This is a genomic window from Pedobacter sp. KACC 23697, from assembly GCF_045348445.1.
Lineage (GTDB): Bacteria > Bacteroidota > Bacteroidia > Sphingobacteriales > Sphingobacteriaceae > Pedobacter.
This window is the reverse complement of the sequence record NZ_CP157485.1, coordinates 5,209,035-5,227,733: the sequence shown is the minus strand read 5'-3', so window position 1 is coordinate 5,227,733 and position 18,699 is coordinate 5,209,035. Positions and strand designations below refer to the sequence as shown.

Annotated in this window: 11 protein-coding genes, 1 tRNA gene and 1 pseudogene; 2 read left to right on the top strand and 11 right to left on the bottom strand. The window is 39.8% G+C overall.

Features of this window, described 5'->3' with window-relative positions; all coding sequences use genetic code 11:
- Nucleotides 1–13 precede the first annotated feature (13 nt).
- The 8 genes and pseudogenes from ABEG20_RS21420 to ABEG20_RS21385 all read right to left on the bottom strand — a co-directional run bounded on the left by ABEG20_RS21420 (nt 14) and on the right by ABEG20_RS21385 (nt 13,597).
- Nucleotides 14–1,534: a RagB/SusD family nutrient uptake outer membrane protein gene (locus ABEG20_RS21420; RefSeq protein ID WP_406825243.1), complete on the bottom strand. Its 1,521-nt coding sequence runs from the start codon at nt 1,532–1,534 to the stop codon at nt 14–16.
- Between the two features lie 11 nt (nt 1,535–1,545).
- Nucleotides 1,546–4,692: a SusC/RagA family TonB-linked outer membrane protein gene (locus ABEG20_RS21415; protein WP_406825242.1), complete on the bottom strand. Its 3,147-nt coding sequence runs from the start codon at nt 4,690–4,692 to the stop codon at nt 1,546–1,548.
- Nucleotides 4,693–4,713: 21 nt separating this feature from the next.
- On the bottom strand, nt 4,714–5,805 hold the full coding sequence (locus ABEG20_RS21410; RefSeq protein ID WP_406825241.1) for a DUF5007 domain-containing protein: 1,092 nt from the start codon (nt 5,803–5,805) through the stop codon (nt 4,714–4,716).
- 36 nt (nt 5,806–5,841) lie between these two features.
- On the bottom strand, nt 5,842–6,951 hold the full coding sequence (locus ABEG20_RS21405) for a fasciclin domain-containing protein (RefSeq protein ID WP_406825240.1): 1,110 nt from the start codon (nt 6,949–6,951) through the stop codon (nt 5,842–5,844).
- Between the two features lie 11 nt (nt 6,952–6,962).
- Nucleotides 6,963–7,772, bottom strand: coding sequence for a RagB/SusD family nutrient uptake outer membrane protein (locus ABEG20_RS21400; protein ID WP_406827409.1), 810 nt, complete (start codon nt 7,770–7,772; stop codon nt 6,963–6,965).
- A 165-nt stretch (nt 7,773–7,937) separates the two neighbouring features.
- Nucleotides 7,938–8,192, bottom strand: a pseudogene (locus tag ABEG20_RS21395) (RagB/SusD family nutrient uptake outer membrane protein); the annotation flags it as partial.
- A 322-nt stretch (nt 8,193–8,514) separates the two neighbouring features.
- The gene (locus ABEG20_RS21390) at nt 8,515–11,421 is read right to left on the bottom strand and encodes a SusC/RagA family TonB-linked outer membrane protein (protein WP_406825239.1); all 2,907 of its coding nucleotides are present in this window, start codon (nt 11,419–11,421) and stop codon (nt 8,515–8,517) included.
- 640 nt (nt 11,422–12,061) lie between these two features.
- The gene (locus ABEG20_RS21385; protein ID WP_406825238.1) at nt 12,062–13,597 is read right to left on the bottom strand and encodes a SulP family inorganic anion transporter; all 1,536 of its coding nucleotides are present in this window, start codon (nt 13,595–13,597) and stop codon (nt 12,062–12,064) included.
- Between the two features lie 133 nt (nt 13,598–13,730).
- Here ABEG20_RS21385 and ABEG20_RS21380 point away from each other — a divergent pair, with 133 nt between their 5' ends.
- A complete protein-coding gene (locus ABEG20_RS21380; protein ID WP_406825237.1) occupies nt 13,731–13,988 on the top strand; it encodes a hypothetical protein in 258 nt (85 codons plus the stop codon).
- Nucleotides 13,989–14,153: 165 nt separating this feature from the next.
- Here ABEG20_RS21380 and ABEG20_RS21375 read toward each other — a convergent pair whose 3' ends face one another.
- Nucleotides 14,154–15,308 (bottom strand): retropepsin-like aspartic protease, encoded by a 1,155-nt coding sequence (locus tag ABEG20_RS21375; protein WP_406825236.1) that lies wholly within the window; start codon nt 15,306–15,308, stop codon nt 14,154–14,156.
- Between the two features lie 260 nt (nt 15,309–15,568).
- Here ABEG20_RS21375 and ABEG20_RS21370 point away from each other — a divergent pair, with 260 nt between their 5' ends.
- Complete coding sequence (locus tag ABEG20_RS21370) at nt 15,569–15,982, top strand: VOC family protein (protein ID WP_406825235.1); 414 nt, start codon at nt 15,569–15,571, stop codon at nt 15,980–15,982.
- An 877-nt stretch (nt 15,983–16,859) separates the two neighbouring features.
- On the opposite strand, the gene ABEG20_RS21365 is transcribed toward ABEG20_RS21370, so the two are convergent.
- Together ABEG20_RS21365 and ABEG20_RS21360 are read right to left on the bottom strand one after the other, a co-directional pair.
- Nucleotides 16,860–16,936: transfer RNA gene (locus ABEG20_RS21365), tRNA-Asn, on the bottom strand.
- 194 nt (nt 16,937–17,130) lie between these two features.
- The gene (locus ABEG20_RS21360; protein ID WP_406825234.1) at nt 17,131–18,699 is read right to left on the bottom strand and encodes a SusD/RagB family nutrient-binding outer membrane lipoprotein; all 1,569 of its coding nucleotides are present in this window, start codon (nt 18,697–18,699) and stop codon (nt 17,131–17,133) included.

Genomic DNA, 18,699 nt, shown 5'->3' with positions numbered 1-18,699 from the left:
TTTATTATAATAATTAATTGCCCCCATTAACCCAGTAATCATTCAACTTCATGAATGGGTTGTTGTTTAGCGCACCAGAATTAATTGGCCAGGTCCAGGCACCGCGACTAAATTTATCAGACGTAAGCACGTTGTAAGAATACTGGCTGTTTAAAATTCTCTTCGTTCTCACCAAATCGAAGTAATGGTGACCTTCGCCGATGAGCTCCCTTGAGCGTTCGTAGAAAATAAATTCTTTAAGGTCGCCGTTTGAAGAAGTATACGGAGATGCACCAGCGCGGCCCCTCACCATATTGACCAGTTTTATGGCCTCGGCATCTTCATCTATATTGGCAAGCGCTTCTGCTGCAAGCAAGATTTCTCCACCATACCTAAAAATCATAAAGGTGTTATCCGGATTGGCATCTTCCTCTCCCACAATGAAAGAGTTCTTCGCATATTTTAATAACATGAATTTACCGTTGTCTGCAAAAATATCTTCGTTAAACCAGGTGGTAATCCTTCTGTCGCCGCCGTCCTGAAAAAGCTTCTGCATGTATTCGCCACGGTAATAAGCAAAACTTACACGGTGGGTATACTCTGGTCTTTTGTAGGGATAATGCAAAAACATATCGGCAATAGGCGCAACATTGAGTACGGCATCTCCATAATTTATACTCTGATAAAACTCGAATAAACTTTCATCTGAACGGCCTTTAATCACTGTTGACCAATCTGAAAGTGGCAATAGCCGATAGGCGTTACTGGCTACCAGTTCTTTCCCTAAATCTGCGGTAGCCTGGTAATATTTTTTGGCGTTAGCACCATCGAAACCTGCATTCCACATGTTCATCTCCATCATTAGGGCAATGATACTGCCTCTACTTGCCCGAACGCCTTTTAAAGCAGGATCGCTATAGGTAAATGGAATCTGGTTTTTATAACTGTTTAAATCGGCAATACATTTATTTAATACGGATACAAAATTTTCGCGGGGTAATGATGTAGAATGAAAGGCATCAGTATAATACACCACATCGCCAAATAACCGCACCATAGTAAAGTAACAAAGCGAGCGGATAAATGCGGCTTCGGCTTTAAATTGTCCTTTTTCTGTATCAGTGATGCCCGGAATACCCTCATCTAATTTCGCGATCAGGATATTGGCGCCCTGAATGGCCCTGTAATAACCAGTCCAATCTGTTATCCGGTCAAAATTGTAGTAATCCCAGGGTTGCCCCCTTCTGATCAGGTTTAACAGATCGTTTCTACCTAAGTACTCCACATATTCGCGGGAAGCGGCATTATCAGACTGGCTTTCGTGCAATACCTCACCCGATCTGTATTCTCCAACTGCACCAACATAATGTGTTTCGTTTATCTTGCTAAAAACAATCCTCGACAGATCATAAATATTGGCAACAACATCTTCTTTAGACTGGAAATAGTTGTTCCCTGTGAGTTTATCTAAAGGCTGTACATTTAAAAACTTTTTACATGAAGGCAGGCAAAAACATGCTGCAATAACCAAAGTGTAGATAATAACTTTTTTCATAATCAATATTTTTAGTTGCCTGTATTAAGTTCTAAGTTTAAACCAATGTTATAGGTACGTGGTACAGGATAACCGTTGGAAATATCGCGACCTAATGCGGTTACGTTTTCTGGGTTTGGACCACTATATTTAGAAAATGTGATTAAGTTGTTGGTAGAACCAAAGATCCTTAAATTGGCCAGCCCGAATCTGCGGATCAATTTCTTATCGAACATGTAAGAAAGTGTTAAATTATTAATTTTCAGATAGGTACCACTCTCCTGCCATAAGGTTTGATCAGCTCTAAGTGGCTGAATGTTACCATAACGGCTAAAATCATAAGGGTATGGGTATTTAGCCACATCACCAGGCCGCTGCCAGATATTTAAATCGCCTAATGGTACCACAGCATTTAGTGCATAAGGATCTCTCATAATGGCAATACGATCAGCAAGTGCATTATTTAAGATGGTCCTATCTGCGGTGTAACTGGCATACACATTTAAGCCCCACTTTTTATACCTCATGGTGAGGGATAAACCACCGGTTAACAAGGGTTGTGAGTTACCGGTAATTTCGTAATCTCTGCCATCCAGAATGTAATCACCATTAACATCTTTCAAAATCGGGTCTCCGCCATAAAAGAAGGTATTGTTTGTCTGGTACCGCTTTCCGGTAACCGGATCTACCGGTACATCTCCGTCTGTTTTGTAAACGCCCTGGTTAATCCGTAAATAGTTTGATAGGGTGTTCCTGCCTACGCGGAAAACATTATGCTGCAGATAACCAGAACCATCAAAGCGGATATACTGTCCGTTGTATTCTTCAGGAAGTTTTAACAGCACATCGCGGTTATACGCACCGTTTATTGAAAAAGATAAATCGAAATCCTTGCTGGTAATGGCCTTAACAATTAAGTTCACCTCGGTACCATAGTTGGCAATACCCAAATCGTTACTTGATAGTTTATTAAAGCCTGTAGTATTTGATAAAACACGATCAAACAAGAGATTATCTACCTTCTTGAAATAACTATCTACCACAATTGAAAACCTGTTCAGGAAACCAATATCGAAACCAATGTTGTACTGACTTGTAGTGGTTGGTTTTAAAGCCGGATTTGGAATTAAATCGTAATTGATACCAATGGTTTGCGTATTGTTGTAATTTCCATTGAGGTTATAGATACCATAAATACTTTGAAGGTTACCCGTAGGCACAATATTTTGCCCCCATGTTAACCTTAAACTACCATAGTCTAGCCATTTTTGATCAATTAACCAGTTTTCTTTGTTAAAGTTCCATCTTAAACCTACTGAAGAGTTTTTGGAATACGGATTTTCCAAACCGCTTGATGAAGTACCATCTAAACGGTAAGAGAACTCGGCTACGTATTTTTTATCGTAATCGTAAGAAAGTGATCCTGCAAAAGAGGCAATTGTAGCGTTTCTATAACTACTTAACACTCCGCCACCTCTGGAGTAATAACCATCAAATCCAACCGGCCCCTGAAGCTGATCATTTGGGATTCTTTCCTGCCTGCTGATGGATGATTGGGCACCCTGTTTATAAATTTCGTTAAAGGTATTGATAAAGAAATTATGCTTATCGCCTAATGTTTTAGCGTAGGTAATTGCATTTCTATTATACAACTGGAAATTTCTGCCGTTATAATCGTACAGTTTGGCAAATGATCCATTGGCCGCAGCTGGTGTAAATGTGGTTTCGGTATCTGATGTATAATCGTAACTCAAGGTAGAAGATGCTGCTAAACCTGGTATAAATTCGTAACGGGCATCGATATTTGTCCTTAAATTTCTGGAGTTATTATCGTTCAGCGTTTGTAAAGCAGATAACACCCCACCAGAAGCCTGGTAAAAAGACGGAGGCGGTAAAAGTGTTGATGCCTGACCGTTTGAAGCTACCCCTGATTGAAGTAAGCCGGCACCGTTACCTTTATTCTGTTTACCAACAGAGCCATTAACGAAACCGAAAAATCTAAATTTATCATTCGGTTTAAACTCCATGTTCATGTTTAAATTGTAACGATCATAACCTGTGTTTTTAATTACCCCTTTTTCAGCATAGTAGCCCATATTGGCTTTGTAATTAAATTTTTGGTCGCCACCATCTAAAGCCAGGTTATGGCTTTGGTTAAACGTTGTTTGATAAAACACATCCTGCCAGTCGGTAGAATTGTTCCAGTATGCATTTAAACTATCGGCAAGGAAAGGGGTATTGCTGATTCCCCGGATCTGGTTAATGGTTTCGGCGTTTAAAATAATCTGCTGAATTTTTAATTGGCGTTCAGAATTACCGCCTAATGTTTCGCGCAATTTAGGCGGAGCGTTGACGAAAAAGTTAGATACATATTTAATACGTGGCACTTTAGAGTTACCTCTTTTGGTGGTGATGATGATTACCCCGTAGGCCCCTCTGGATCCGTACATGGAAGTGGCCTGCGCATCTTTCAGGATCTGGATATTTTCGATATCTTCCTGGGGGATCAGTGAAAGCGGACTCACCCCGGGACCTTGTGTCTGAAAACCAAATTCTGCTGCTTTATCTGCATCTAAAGGTACACCATCAATAATATATAACGGCGACGTAGGTTGTAGAAATGAATCGTTACCACTCCCCGAAATACTTAAACTGGATAAACCACGAAGCTGTACCGATCCCCTGAAACCCGGGGCACCGGTATTGTTCTGGATATTTAAACCTGGTACTTTTCCCTGTAAAAGCGTTTCAATATTTGATACCGGGATATCAGATACATCTTTACCGCTAAGCACCGTTACCGATCCGGCAGTGGTTTCTTTTGGTCTGTTTTGGTAAGCTACAATAATTACATCGTTTAGATCTTTACGGTCTTCACTAATGGTAACCGTAATATTGGTTTGACCGGTAATTTTGGCCGATGCGGTATTGTAACCTAAAAATTTAAACAGAAGTGTTCCGCCTACAGGTACATTAACCGAAAACTTTCCATCGCCATTGGTTTGCGTTAAACCTTTATTGGTACTTTGCAAAACAACAGATACGCCTGGCACCCCTTGTTTGGTATCTTTATCGAGTACCCTGCCATTTACAATAATATTTTTTTCTTGCGAATAGGCATTCGTACAACATATTATACATACAATAAGTAATGTATATAAAAGTATATTTCTTTTCATAATATTAACTTTATTGATCAACTATTCGTTAGCAAATTTTGGGTTCTCATTTTTGAAATGAAAGACGATTTCCCAGTCGCCAGCCTTGTAAATAGCGAAATCGACACCGAAACTGGCCACTGTACGTGAGCCTCCAAAACCAATCCGGGAGTAACTCAGTTCTGCCTTTGCCCTCGATCCGCCCCTGGCGTAAGATGTAGGGATTTCTACCAGTGGAATGGGATAAGCAACATCATATTGAACATACTTGTCGGTTTTTTGGATATTGAAACCGTGGATCATCTTATCCCAAACCGTTTCATTGAAAAATTTTGGATCAATCGGCAATGAGTCTTTACCCAAAACCACAATGCGTAACGAATGGCCATTACCGCCTGAGCTTAGCGGACGGATATATACAATGGCATCCTTTTTTTCATCGTTGCTTACTAAGTTTAAGCTTGAAGTTGCCCCAATTACATTATTCAGATAAGGACGGATATAATCTCTCCGGTTTTTGTCTAAAGGAAATTTTGGATCAGGCGCAGGCAGACCAGTATAGGCATTAAAATCATTCGATGGTTCATACGGGCGCTCCCTGAAAGGCCTGATCTGAAAATCTCTGATCAGCCGCTCTCCACCCGTATTTTTAACCTTTACATCAAAAAAACGGGTATCCTGAGCGAAGTTTGTACTATCAGCTGGACGGGGTTTCAATAGCTGGTTGGTTGCTGATGGCCATAAGATGAATTCACCTGATGAACGTATTTCGAATATGGGATGTGTTTCGATTTTTCTTTTCGCCTCAATTTCGGCCAGGCTTTTTTCCAAACCGGTATAAGGGGCAGTCCACACGTAAGTTGGTGCCGTTGTAAAAAGATCGCTCACCGGCTTTCCGTCACCAAACCTCACGTTTACAATTTCGAAGGTGATCGGATTAGTTGAGTTATCGCTGTTAAAGCCTCCGATAAGATTGGTTCTACCGATAATTGGCTCCAGAATTTTATTGCTAAAATTCACATTGTTGCTCATATAATCTTTCTCATCGGGCAAGTTGAAAATCTTTTTGCAGCCGCTAAAAAGGGTTACCGTAAGTAAAAGGAGCGCAAAATATTGATATATGATCGATTTCATAGGGCTATTTATTTTAGTGTTTCTATTTCCCATCACTTATTTCGTTTTGTTTATGGTAAACTCAGCCAGCTGGAAGGTGCCGCTATTTCTGAGCTCGGTAATCACAATGCGGTAAAATTTGTAGGCAACTGTATTTGCACACCTAAATACCTTTTGCTGATATCTTTCTTCAAAAAAGAAGTTAGACCTTCTATCCAGTTCTACCCAGTTAGCGCCGTCCATCGAGCCTTCATAAGTCCATGCTTTTGGATCTCTCTCATTGAAATCATTGGCAGATGTTAAGGTATATACTGATGAAATTGCAGGTGTTTTAAGTTCAAACCTCATCCATAATTCGCCTTGTAAGTCGGCGAGGAATTTAGTATGGTCATCACCATCGATTACTTTTCTCGAATTTTCCCCACTGGTTATCCCTCCACCATTTTCGCGGTTGGATGAAAATATACCACCAATTTCGAGGTAAAGATTTGGTGGTGGCGGTACAAAAGTTAACCGGGTAACAAACTCATTAAAGCCAAATACGTGGTCGGCACTGATCACGTGTACGATGCCATTTTTGGTTTTGATATTGTTTGACGATGTTGTACTGGTTGCCCAGTTGCGAACGAATTTGCTTTTTTTGGTATTGTCGAAATTAATAATCTCAGGTCCGGCACCAACCTGCCCAGAGGCCGAAATTTTGGTTACACTTGCATGCATGGGATAACCCATACGTATGCTTTTTAAGTCTAAACCATCCTGAAGTTTTAACGAATCGGTTGTTTTCTTGCCTCTGATAATGTAATAAGAGGTCATCGTATCCAACTGAACAGCATCAATATTAGCCAAAAAAAGCGGGTCTTTATCAGATAGCTTTCTTAACGTATTTAAGTTGCGTAAAGCCAATTGAAAGCTTGGATTACTTACTGCAAATAAGGTAACATTACTATCGGTTAATGTTTTTTTCAAACCCATCCTGTCAATCGCTACAATAAGCGAATCGAAAACACCCGGTTTGCTTTTCAGGTAATCGTAAGTATTGCCGGCAAAAGTTATATTCTGGTCTGGTGCATCGTAAAATCCTCCATTCTTTTTGCAGGCCGAATTGATGAGCGTAAGCAATGATAAGATTGCCAGTGCGCCGGTGTATTTTATTGAATTTTTCATATCCGTTATCATTAGCGCCAGTAAGCATTTTGGGTTAATAAACTATTTTGAGAAAGGAGTTTCCTGGATATTGGCCAGTAAATGCCACCAGAATTAATGAGGTTCATAAATTCAGCGTCGTTCTGCTTGATTTTGTTGTAACGGATCAAATCATACCACCTGGAGCCTTCACCCAGCAATTCGCGGTGACGCTCTTCGAAAATGAGTTTAATAACATCATTAGCATTGATTGCATTAACCAAAGCCGTTATATCATCGTATCTTCTACCCTGTACAACGAGTAACTCATTTAAAGCTCCGTTCTGATCACCCAAAACCGATAATGCCTCTGCACGCAGCAGAATGATATCTTCCAGGCGGGTAAAAACCAAAGCGCTGGTAAAATACCTGAAGTTTGGATCTGTTCCTCCGCCCTGAATCACTTTGATTTTGCTGAAAATGGGATACTTACCATTTAGGTTGGTAAAATATCTTCCATCATATCTGGCTTGTCCTAAAGTATCAACCGCAAATCTTTGATCTTTTGGGAGATTAAAATATTTTAGGATCGAATCTTTAGGAAGATAAATATCCGGAACTGACTTAGTCATCACCGGTTCAGCTAAGGTCAACTCTTCAATATGACCTGTTGATGAACCATCCACGTGGCCATAGTCGGAATTAAAACCGAACATCTGCCTGGTATTTTTATTGTAGAAAAACCCATTGGAGTTCGATAAGTCGGCACTTCCTGTAAAACCACCAGCACTTTTGCCATAATTATCTTCCACAAATTTGGCATATTTAGAAACGCTGGTATAATCGCCGTTCCAGGCTGCCAAATGTGCTAAAACCGCATATACCGTAACTTTCGTAGCCAAAGCACCACCCCATCTTCCTGAAGTTTCATTGTAATAATCAGTTGGTTGCTGTACATCACCACCGCTATAGATAAATGGCAGGTCAGCTGCTGCTTTTAGCATTTCCTGTTCGGCCCATGCTAAAATCCTGGCCTGGCTTTCGCGGGGCTTATTGGTAAATTTACCTTCGTCTGATGAGGTAATGAACGGTACATCGCCCCAGATTCTCACCATGTAGAAATAGGCAAAAGCCCTTAAAAACCTGGCCTGCGCAATATCTACCGTCATATTATTGCTCGTGTACCGTTTATCTGTTTCTTTTACATGCCCAACATTTTCCAGAAAAACATTGGCACCGTTTACAATGGCGTAAAACCTTGTCCAATCAGATAACGCCTCCATTACAGGATATGCTGCGTTTAAGTTATTGCCGATTACAGCCTTTAAATCCTGTCTTTTCGGACTTAAAAACTCTCCCGTTCTTACATCACCATAAATCCAGTGACCATTGTTATCTGATAGGGCAGCCCGGGTTAAAGCATAAACCCCCAAAATTCCAGATCGGGCATCCTCTACTGTATTCCAGGCATTTTTTTCGCCTACAACCCTCGTAGAATCGGTTTCTAAAGCTTTATTACAGCTCGAAAAGGCAATTACAGAAACCAGAAATAGGTATAATATATTTTTCATCTTAACTGATGTTTTGTTCGTTCTTGTTTTCATCTTATAGCTCCATTTTAACACCCAGGGTATATGTTCTCGGAATGGGTTGGCCATAGCCTGTATCCACGCCATCGTAGCTCACCAGTTCGGGATCCTGACCGGTGTAAGGCGTGATGGTGAAAATATTGCTTACGGCACCGTACACGAAGAATTTGTTGATCCTGATGTTTTTCTTATTGAGTAAATTACCCAGTTCGTAGCCCAGTGAAACCTGTCTTAATTTTAAAAATGAAGCATTCTCTAAGAAGAGATCCTGATCTGCGCGATATGGGATTACCGTACTCCAGGGATTGTAAAGTGGATATTTTGAATAATCGCCACGTTTCTCCCAGAAAGTAATTTCCTTCACAGAGTTGATATCGGTATTACCTTCGCGGTTAACAAAATCAAAACGGTTAGCCATCTCCTGGTTGATCAGCTTTCTGCCCAAATTAAAGTATAAACTCGTCCCTAAACTCCAATTGCCATACCTAAAGTTGTTATCGAAACCTCCTGAAAGTGTTGGTAAGGAGTGGCCTTTTAATACTTTATCGTTATCATCAATGGTATTGTCCCCATTTTGATCTTTCCAGCGTGGATCGCCGGCCTTTAAAACAATTCCTTTATATTTTAACTTTTGTCCGTTAACCGTTGGCACATCTGCATCAGCAGTATAAATTCCATGATTCTCCATTAGCCAATATTGATCTACCGGTTGGCCAACTTTCAAAAATCTGTTACCTATTATCAACTGGTCCAATCCTCTAGGCAATGCTTTTAACTCGTTGGCGTTGTGATTAAAATTTAAGGCTGAATTCCAGGAGAACTTACTTTTTGCGATGACCTGGGCACTCACAGTAAAATCGATACCCATGTTGTTTACAGACATGCCACTTTCTATCGCTTGTTTATAACCATATTCGGCATAAGCAGGGATACCAATTAATTGGTTTTTATCGGTTTTACTATAGAGATCGACTGAAACGTGAAGGCGGTTTTTTAACATGGCCACATCAGCACCAATATTAAGTTGATCTGAGTATGACCAGGGCACCCCATAACCAACCCAACCAAACTGGTAAGGGCGTGTCAACACACCGAAGGCGTTATATCCCGGCACTGTTAAGTTACCTGTATAGCCCACAGACGCTGTATATTGTGGCCCTTGTGTATAATTATCGTAACTAAAAGTACGCCCCATTCTACCCACACTTGCACGCAATACCAAATCATCAATCAAGCTGTTATTTTTCAAAAATTCGTTTTTGATATTCCAGGCTGCAGAAAAAGTAGACGAATAAAACCAGCGGCTTGTGGGTTGTGCGTTTGAAGAGCCATCTAAACGCAATATGGCTGATAAGAAGTATTTATCGCTAAATGAATAATCGGCTTTTCCATAAAAAGACAATAAGTTATCTTCTGTTTTATCTAAAAACCGGTAGGTTAATTCTCTCGGAAAGGCCACCGGTGTTAAATAACCTCCATTATCCGAACCGTCGTCATTTTTAGGTTTAGAATCAAGCAGGTTGATTTTAATGTAGTCGTTAACACCTTTATAAGCGTAGGCGTTACTATATTTATAGATATCCCATTGCATCGATTGCCCTAAAGCAAAATGAAAATCGTGAACCTTATTCAGGTTTAAATCATATGTTACCTTGTTATCCATCATTAATCTCTGGCTAAAGCCATAGTAATTGGATGCATAGCTATTTCCTTGCAAAAGGGTTCTGGCGTAGAAAACATCTCTATAACCTTCACTGTAATCGGCATTAAAAGATGACACAACCTTAAACCGTCCAAAAATCCCTTCTAATTTGGCATAACCCTGAATGGAGTTCGTTTTGTTATCATCAAAACCTTTTTTGTACTGTTGCAGGTACGAACCATAGAAATCTTTATTTGGAGGGAGCGGCGCGCTTAAGTCGGGAAAATAATTAAGCTGCGCAAACCGGTCGCGCAAGGTTTTATTTCTATCGCGGTTTAAGCGGTTCGCATTAATCATAGTTGAAAACAGCAACCATTTGGTTGGCTTCATATTGATATTGAAAGTGGCGCTATAGCGGTCGATACCCGTTTCGTCGGCTACACCCTCACTTTTAGTATTACCCAATGCAAACCTGAAGTTCGCCCTGTCGGTACCGCCGGCGAGTGAGAAGTTAATACCATATACCAGCGCATTTTTATAGTATAAATCTGTCCAGTCTGATTTTCCACTATATACATTATTTAGCGAATCACTTAAATATACCGGATACTCCTCATCTTCAGAATACCTGCCATTTGTGGTATATACATCATAGAAGCGCTGCCTAAAATTATTTTCGTATTTGCCATTGATGGTATTTACAAATGGTTTTTGCACCATACCGATATACGAATTGAAAGAGATGGCTCGGTATTTACCAACGGCTGTTTTGGAGGTTAACACAATTACCCCGTTAACACCTCTTGGGCCGTAAACAGCGGTTGATCCTAAATCCTTAAGCACCTCTACCGATGCAATATTATTCATATCGATACCGGCCAGTAAATTAGTTGCCGGACCAATTCTGTTAAAATCGAATTGCTGTATATCAAAAGCAAAAGGATGCTCCCGTACCAAAGGGATTCCATCAAGAACCACCAGAGGCTGGGCATCATACAAATCTTTTTTAGATAATAATGGCATGGCAGCCCCTCTTATAAACATGTTCTGAATAGAGCCAGGTTCGCCTGAAGGTTCCTGAACATAAAGACCGGCAAAATTGCCCTTTAAATTTTGCTGTAATGAAATAGCCGGGAAGAGTGCTAAATCCCTGGTATCTTTTTGTACACCTCCGGATAACCTGTTGTAAAGTGTTTTTTTCCTGATCTGTTCAAGACTATCTTTTCGTAAGGAGTCTTTTAGCGATACGATCTTTATTCTCGTTGTATCCTGAAAGATCAAATAATTAATTGTAAGGCCTTTATGATTTTTTTTGCCCGTAGCATAATTAGGTAAAACGTTTAATGTAAACGCCGCAAAAAAAGCAAGGCACGCCCATAAGTATCGCATAGTTAATGGATCTTTTAATTGGTAAAAAAATGATTGCTAAAACTTATTTTTTCGGAAACGGCAAGACATGTCTGATGTTAAAAGGACAGGTGCTTTGGTAGTAATAGTTAGGGATTCTCATAAAATTTAGTTATTTGGTTAACTCAAATATATAATATGCTAAAACGTTTTAATAACGAATTGTCATTTTTATGAAATTTTTATTAAATGATACAATAATATTTAATTCTGATAAAATAATTGTCAAATAGACAGGTAAAAAAATAAATATTATCAGGATACTTTAGAAAAGTAACATCTTATAAAACAGCATGTAAGGATATTTTTAGCTAAGAGATACAATAAATAAAACGTTTTTTTGTTGCTGGATTCTCCAAATACTTAAACGTTTTAGTATAAATAGGCAATTTGGAGAAAATAATCTGGCCATATGGAAAATAACAGTTCAGGTATTGACATGGCCTCAAGCCTGAGCCAAAAATCAGCGGGGGCCTAAAGGTCCCTTATAATGTAAACGAAAAGTTCAATCAATTTACTTTTCCGTAGCTACCTGGTAAGTAGGATCTTCTATAATATTTACTGTTATAATCTGATCCGCATTTTTCAGTAAACGTTTACAGTCGGTGCTCAAATGTTTTAACTGAAGTTTTTTATCCAACGAACGATAGCGTTCGGTTAATTTATTCAGTGCATCAATACCCGACATATCAAAAACACGGCTGTGCTTAAAATCAATTACAATTTGTTGAGGATCGTGCTCCACATCAAACAGTTCATTAAAATGAGCAACCGATCCAAAAAATAAAGGGCCATATATTTCGTAAGTTTTTATACCACTGGCATCGGTATGCTCGCCGGCACGTATCCGTTTAGCACTTTCCCAGGCGAAAACCAATGTCGAAATAATTACCCCTATTAGTACGGCCAAGGCCAGATTATGCAACCAAATGGTAATACCAGCCACCAGTATGCCAATAATAATATCCTGAACGGGCATTTTGTTAATTACTTTAAAGCTCATCCATTCAAAAGTGCCAATGGCTACCATCATCATTACGCCAACCAAAGCGGCCATAGGTACACGATCGATTACCGGAGCACCTACCAAAATGATAACCAATATGGTTAAGGCCGCAATAATACCAGATAGCCTTGCCCTGGCACCAGCGGAGAGGTTAACAAGTGTTTGGGCAATCATCGGACAACCACCCATACCCGTAAAAAAGCCGTTTGTAATGTTGGCAATGCCCTGTGCAATACTTTCCCTGTTCCCATTACCTTTAGTTCCCGTCATTTCATCAACCAGGTTCAATGTTAGCAGACCTTCTGTTAAGCCTACCCCTGCCATAATAAGCGAATAAGGAAAAATGATCTTGAGCATATCGAGAGTTACCGGCACTCTCGGAATATGAAAGGTCGGGAAACCACCGTTTACGGAAGCAATATCCTTAACCAGTTTAGTATCAATCCCAAAACCTAAAACAACAAGAAAAACAACAATAATAGCCACCAGCGAGGATGGAATAACTTTGGTAATTTTTGGGAGAATAACCACTATGGCAATGGTGAGCAAAACCAAAGCCAGCATGATATATAAAGGTGTGCCGCTTAACCATTCAACCTTGCCGTTAATAAGCGTTTTAAACTGCGCTAACTGCGACATGAAAATAATAACGGCCAAACCGTTAACAAAACCAAACATTACAGGCTGCGGAACCAGCCTTACAAATTTGCCCAATTTAAACAAGCCAACCATAATCTGAATCAGCCCTGCCAAAGCCACAGCAGCAAAAACATATTCTATACCCTGGTTTTTCATTAATGCAATGAGCACAATTACGGTTGCACCTGCCCCACCAGATACCAAGCCCGGCCGGCCGCCAAGAACAGCGGTAACTAACCCCATAATAAAAGCAGCATATAATCCTGTTAAAGGAGGAAAACCGGCAAGAATAGCAAACGACAGCGATTCGGGAATCATGGTCATCGCTACCGTTAAACCTGCAAGCATTTCGGTGCGGTAATTTATTTTCTTTGAAAAATCGAATAGTTGCAGGTAGGGTTTCATCAGTAAAATTATTAGCAGCTGCAAATATCTTACTTTATTAGGATATTAGTTCGTTTATAAAAACAGAATCGGGATAAGTTAAATAATATATAAAGGAAGTGAATCTTTTACCGTACAACTGATTACTTCATATGTGCCTGGCGGACCAGTAATAAAACTGAGCAAAACAGGAACCGATTATGATCTGATTCCGGGTAAGTTAAAGCTTACTTATGCAGACAGCACCGTTCAAAACGAGTTAGCAGAAATCTGGTTAAACGTACAGGAAATCCGTGCAAAATCACCAAAAGGACAACGTCCGAAATGGAAAGCCATTAAAGCTACAGTGGTACACGATCCGCAGCAATTTGGGAAAGCCTCTCTGGTACAACAGATACAGTTTGTGAATTAGCTAAAAAATCGGACTGAGGTAAAATGGACGTCAGACCTCCGTCTAATGGAATTAAAGTCCTAAGTTAAATCTCTCCATTTCGTCGCACTTCAGTAGAGATGACGTCCCTAACGCAGCGTCCTTTGCGGCTTTGTTTCTTGATCTGGGCGGCACAAAACAGAAATATTAACTCTTTTGATCAGCATAGGCAACATCGTAAAGATGATTTGGCTTTAAATAGATGACATTGTTCTGAAAATCAAAAACCGTATTAAATCTTTTCAAAATATCGGTCCCAAGATAATGAACGTTAGTACCTGGCATGGGTTTGTTTTTTTCCATCACCTGAACCGGAACATTTTTCAGTTCGAAATGACCAATCTGCAAATTTTGAAGTTTTACTGTGGTTACCGGCACTTCGTTACCATTTACGCCATGCATCATTACTTTTTTAATTATCTCCATCTTATCGGTTGGAAACTTCATTTCCCGCAGCAGATCATTATCCAACATCGCCGTGCGCTGGTAACCTAAATCAAACATAAATAAGCTTCTATTTTTGCTTCCGCTTTGCGATATTTCACTTTCAATAAAAGGTTTGTTCTTGATATAAGTGATCTTAAACCTGGTATATTGCTTATCCCGTAAAATCTCTTTTGGCATGGCAGAATGCACCATCATTTTATGCTGATCATAATCTAAGGCTACAATCATACCATCAAATATATCCCAACCTAATAAACCATCAGTTTCATTCCCGGCCAATTCAATATCATAAATCTTGCTTTTGTAGGTATGGTTTCCAATTTTGACATCGTAATCGGTATGGTAAAGCCTGGGCTTCGACTTCATTTTTTTCGACAGCGCTGCATGGGTAAGATCGATATCATTTGCGCCCGAATCAAAATTCATGAACAGCGAATCTGTGCCGTTGAAAACGATCGGTAAAAAATTCGTATTGTAATGGTTCACAAAAAAAGGTATCGTGTCGTGAATTTCGGGCGATAATTTCTTGAAGTTTTTGAGCGCTGGAGCAGCGATTTGGGTAAAGCACGAATCTTTCCCGTTCAATAAAACAATAAATTCTTTTTTTTGCCCGGGGCCGATGTTAAAAATAATAGAATCAATATCTGTTCGGAATTTTATCCTTTTGGATTTTGTAAACTTACCAGCAGTGAAAACATCAGGTTTTATTTTGGGATTGATATACCAGCGTGATATGGCATGATCCTCTTCGTAAATTTTTGCCTGGCCAGCACTTGCCTTTACGACTGGTAGTTTATTTTGAGCGAAGACAGAAAAGGAAAGCAAGGCTGCTAAGACAGGCAATATTCGTTTCATGAGCGATGAATAGGTTTAAAGGTTTAACTACTTACACGGAGAAAATTAATGCCGCATTTGAAAACCAGAATTAAAGATAAAAAGAATCATTGGGCTTTGTCATGTTCCATGCATTTAAATTTGGAGCAGCAACATACCCTCTTCAATTGTTTAGTGAATGGATATTACAAAAGTCGCGTTCTACCCCTTAACTTGTCGTTTTTGTATACGAACACCTATAGGTAATGCCGGTATCTTTGAATAACTAAATAAAAAACAATATGGCAACTCAAATTTTTGTAAACCTGGCAGTTAACAACCTTGACCAATCAGTAGCATTTTTTACCAAAATGGGTTATACTTTTAATCCACAATTTACCAACGAAAAAGCAACCTGCATGATCATTAGTGATACGATTTACGTGATGCTGCTCACCAGAACCTTTTTCCAAACCTTTACCGAAAAAGAAATTATCGATGCCCATAAAGCCATAGAAACCTCTCTTGCCCTATCGGCCGACAGTAAAGATGCAGTCAATGAAATGGTAGATAAAGCGGTAGCTGCCGGTGCCACCATACCCAATCCGGCTACTGATTACGGTTTTATGTATCAGCATAGTTTCGACGACCTGGACGGCCACCACTGGGAATACGTTTGGATGGACCCGAACGGTATGCCGGAACAGCTGGGGTAGGATATCTATCCAAAAAGCAAGTACGAAAATCCATACTTGCTTTTTAGATTTTATATAGAGATGGCTTAATGATTAGGGACTGCTGTAAACTTAAAAGAGGGTTTTAATTGTCTTTAATTTTATCGTAGTACCAATTGATTTATTGATTTTCCTTCGACAGGCTGCCATTGACGTTATTCCATAATCAATTATTAATGGGTGGATTGCAGCATCATGCATTTTCACATAGCTAGGCCATAGCACCGTCTCACCGTTCTACTTAAAACCGGCTTAATAAATTTTTTGGACTGCACTGTTCCAGCCATACCACTGCCTTCAAAAGAAAACGGCGCAGCCCTCATGAATACCGTTGAAAACTATATCAATTAATGAATAAATTTTCAGCCGGCATTTTATTAATGGTTGTCTATTGTTTTTTATCTGTATTAATGAGCTCGGCAATGCCTCGGTTTTGTTACTTTTTGATGCCAAAAAGTAAGAGCTCTTCGGCGGCAGCGCACCAGTACCGATTTTTCATCGGTAGCCGAGGCAAGAATTGTGCGAAGGAAAAAACGTCAATCATATTGATTTTTATACCATAAATTATCCTTCAGGATGACAATGCTAAATCGAATGAAATAACCTTATTAGTCTACTTTCGCCTGCCTTAAATGAAAAAACCACAACTTTCGTTTCGCTTTTTTGGCTCCCTCTGCCGGGCTCCCTTCGTCGACGCTCAGCATAAACTTCTCGCCCAGCATGATTTTAAACAAAAAAAGCGAATAACTTTTCATTATCCGCTTTAAGCTCCCTCTGCTGGGCTCCCTTCGCCTACGCTCAGGATAAACTTCTCGCCCGGTGCTAAACTAAAAAACCCACAACTTTCGTTGCGGGTTTGTGGCTCCCTCTGCTGGGCTCGAACCAGCGACCCTCTGATTAACAGTCAGATGCTCTAACCAGCTGAGCTAAGAAGGAATACTGGTCATTTCCTAAAACGGGTTATTTATACTTTGCAGCTTAAATAGCCTTGTTCGTTTTGGGAGTGCAATATTAGCGCTTTTAAACTATTTATGCAAAAATTAATGCAATTATTATTTAGTAAAACGATCCGCCATTTAAAACAGCGGATCGTTTTACCTATTTCAAATTGAATATCAGATTGTTAACAATTATGGTTTAACAATCCACGGGGCCAGATTGATATCGTCTGCCCCGGTATATTGACGAACCAAGGCCTGTTTCAGGTTTTCGCCATTGGTTGTCCTTTCGATATCAGGGTACTGAAAACGTTTCGGAATTCTTTGGCTGTTACCTGTTCCCGGCCCCACCTGAAATTCAGGGATACCGGTTCTGCGATACTGGTAATAAGCTTCAAAACCAGAGTTACGGAAATAAGCCAGGTATTTTTGGATAAGGATTTGCCTTAAACCCGTAGCATTATCGCCAGCATATTTTATTACAGGCTGCGCATAATAATCCGTTTCGAAGGTGAAATTCACATTGTAACTTTCAAATTCGCCAAGTTTACCATCTTTTTTCAGAAAGGTAACCACATTAACGCCATCCTTAATGCCATAAAAACCAATAGAGGCTTGAATCCCTTTTTTATACCAGCTTTCGGCATCGCCGGTAGCCCAGCCACGGTTAATGCCTTCCGCTTTGATAAAACACAGCTCGGGATAAGAAATGATGAAAGTATTTTCGGCAGTATATCCACTATAATATCTGTAACGGCCAATAAGCGAATATAAACCTTTTTGCACCTTATCTAACATCACGCCCTGATCTTCGCCCGTACTTGCACCCACAAAATTGCGGTAATCGGTAATGGCATAACCTTTGGCCTCTGCTATCCCCCTTGCTGGCTCAGCAACCATATAAGCCCTGGGATCTTTATAGCTTGAAAGTGTATTTAAATAGGTACCGGCCATGTTATAACGCAAAGCGTCATTACCGAAGTTATCCTTATTATTTGGGTATTTGTTAAAACTTTCATTGTACACAAACTGGAGGTTATCGGTCATGCTCTCCATCACCGGATATTTACCCGGATTGCCTAATACCGCAGCAAACTGTTGTTTTACCTGTAGATCGGCATCATCAACCTTGTTACTCAACTGGATCAAAGTCCTCAATTTAAAGGTGTTTACTACTTTTTGCCAGGCCATCAGGTCATTTTTAAGGTAGATATCACCTTTTAATTCTTTATTGCCCGCTGCAATTAAACTAGTTAAATCATTATTCGATTCTTCTAACCAGGTTAACGATTGCTTAAAAATATCTTTTTGCGTATCGTACTTTGGTGTCAGGTTGGCAAAACCTTTTAAAGCTTCCGTCATGGGTAAATCGCCCACTTTCAAACTCATTTTCACAAAGAAATATGCCTTAAAGAATTTAGCCAAAGCCAGGTAAGGTTTAGCTACTGCACCACCCAAACGGTTAGCTTCTTCTTCCATTTTTACTACATTTTTCAGGGTGGTATAATCTAAAGAAGCACCTGTCCAATCGTAATTATTCGTTGCATAATAAAAATAATTGGCGGCAGTATACTGGTTCCATCTTTCAGTGCTGGAAAATGGTGCTTCATACATGTCGAACAAAATACCATTCAGCAATAAGTTAGGCGGAACAGTTTCAGCCTGGTTTGGGTTTTTAAAATTGTCTTCAAATTCTTTCTTGCACCCGCCACAAATAGCCACGATAATGAAGAAGAACAGGATTTTATATATCGATTTCAT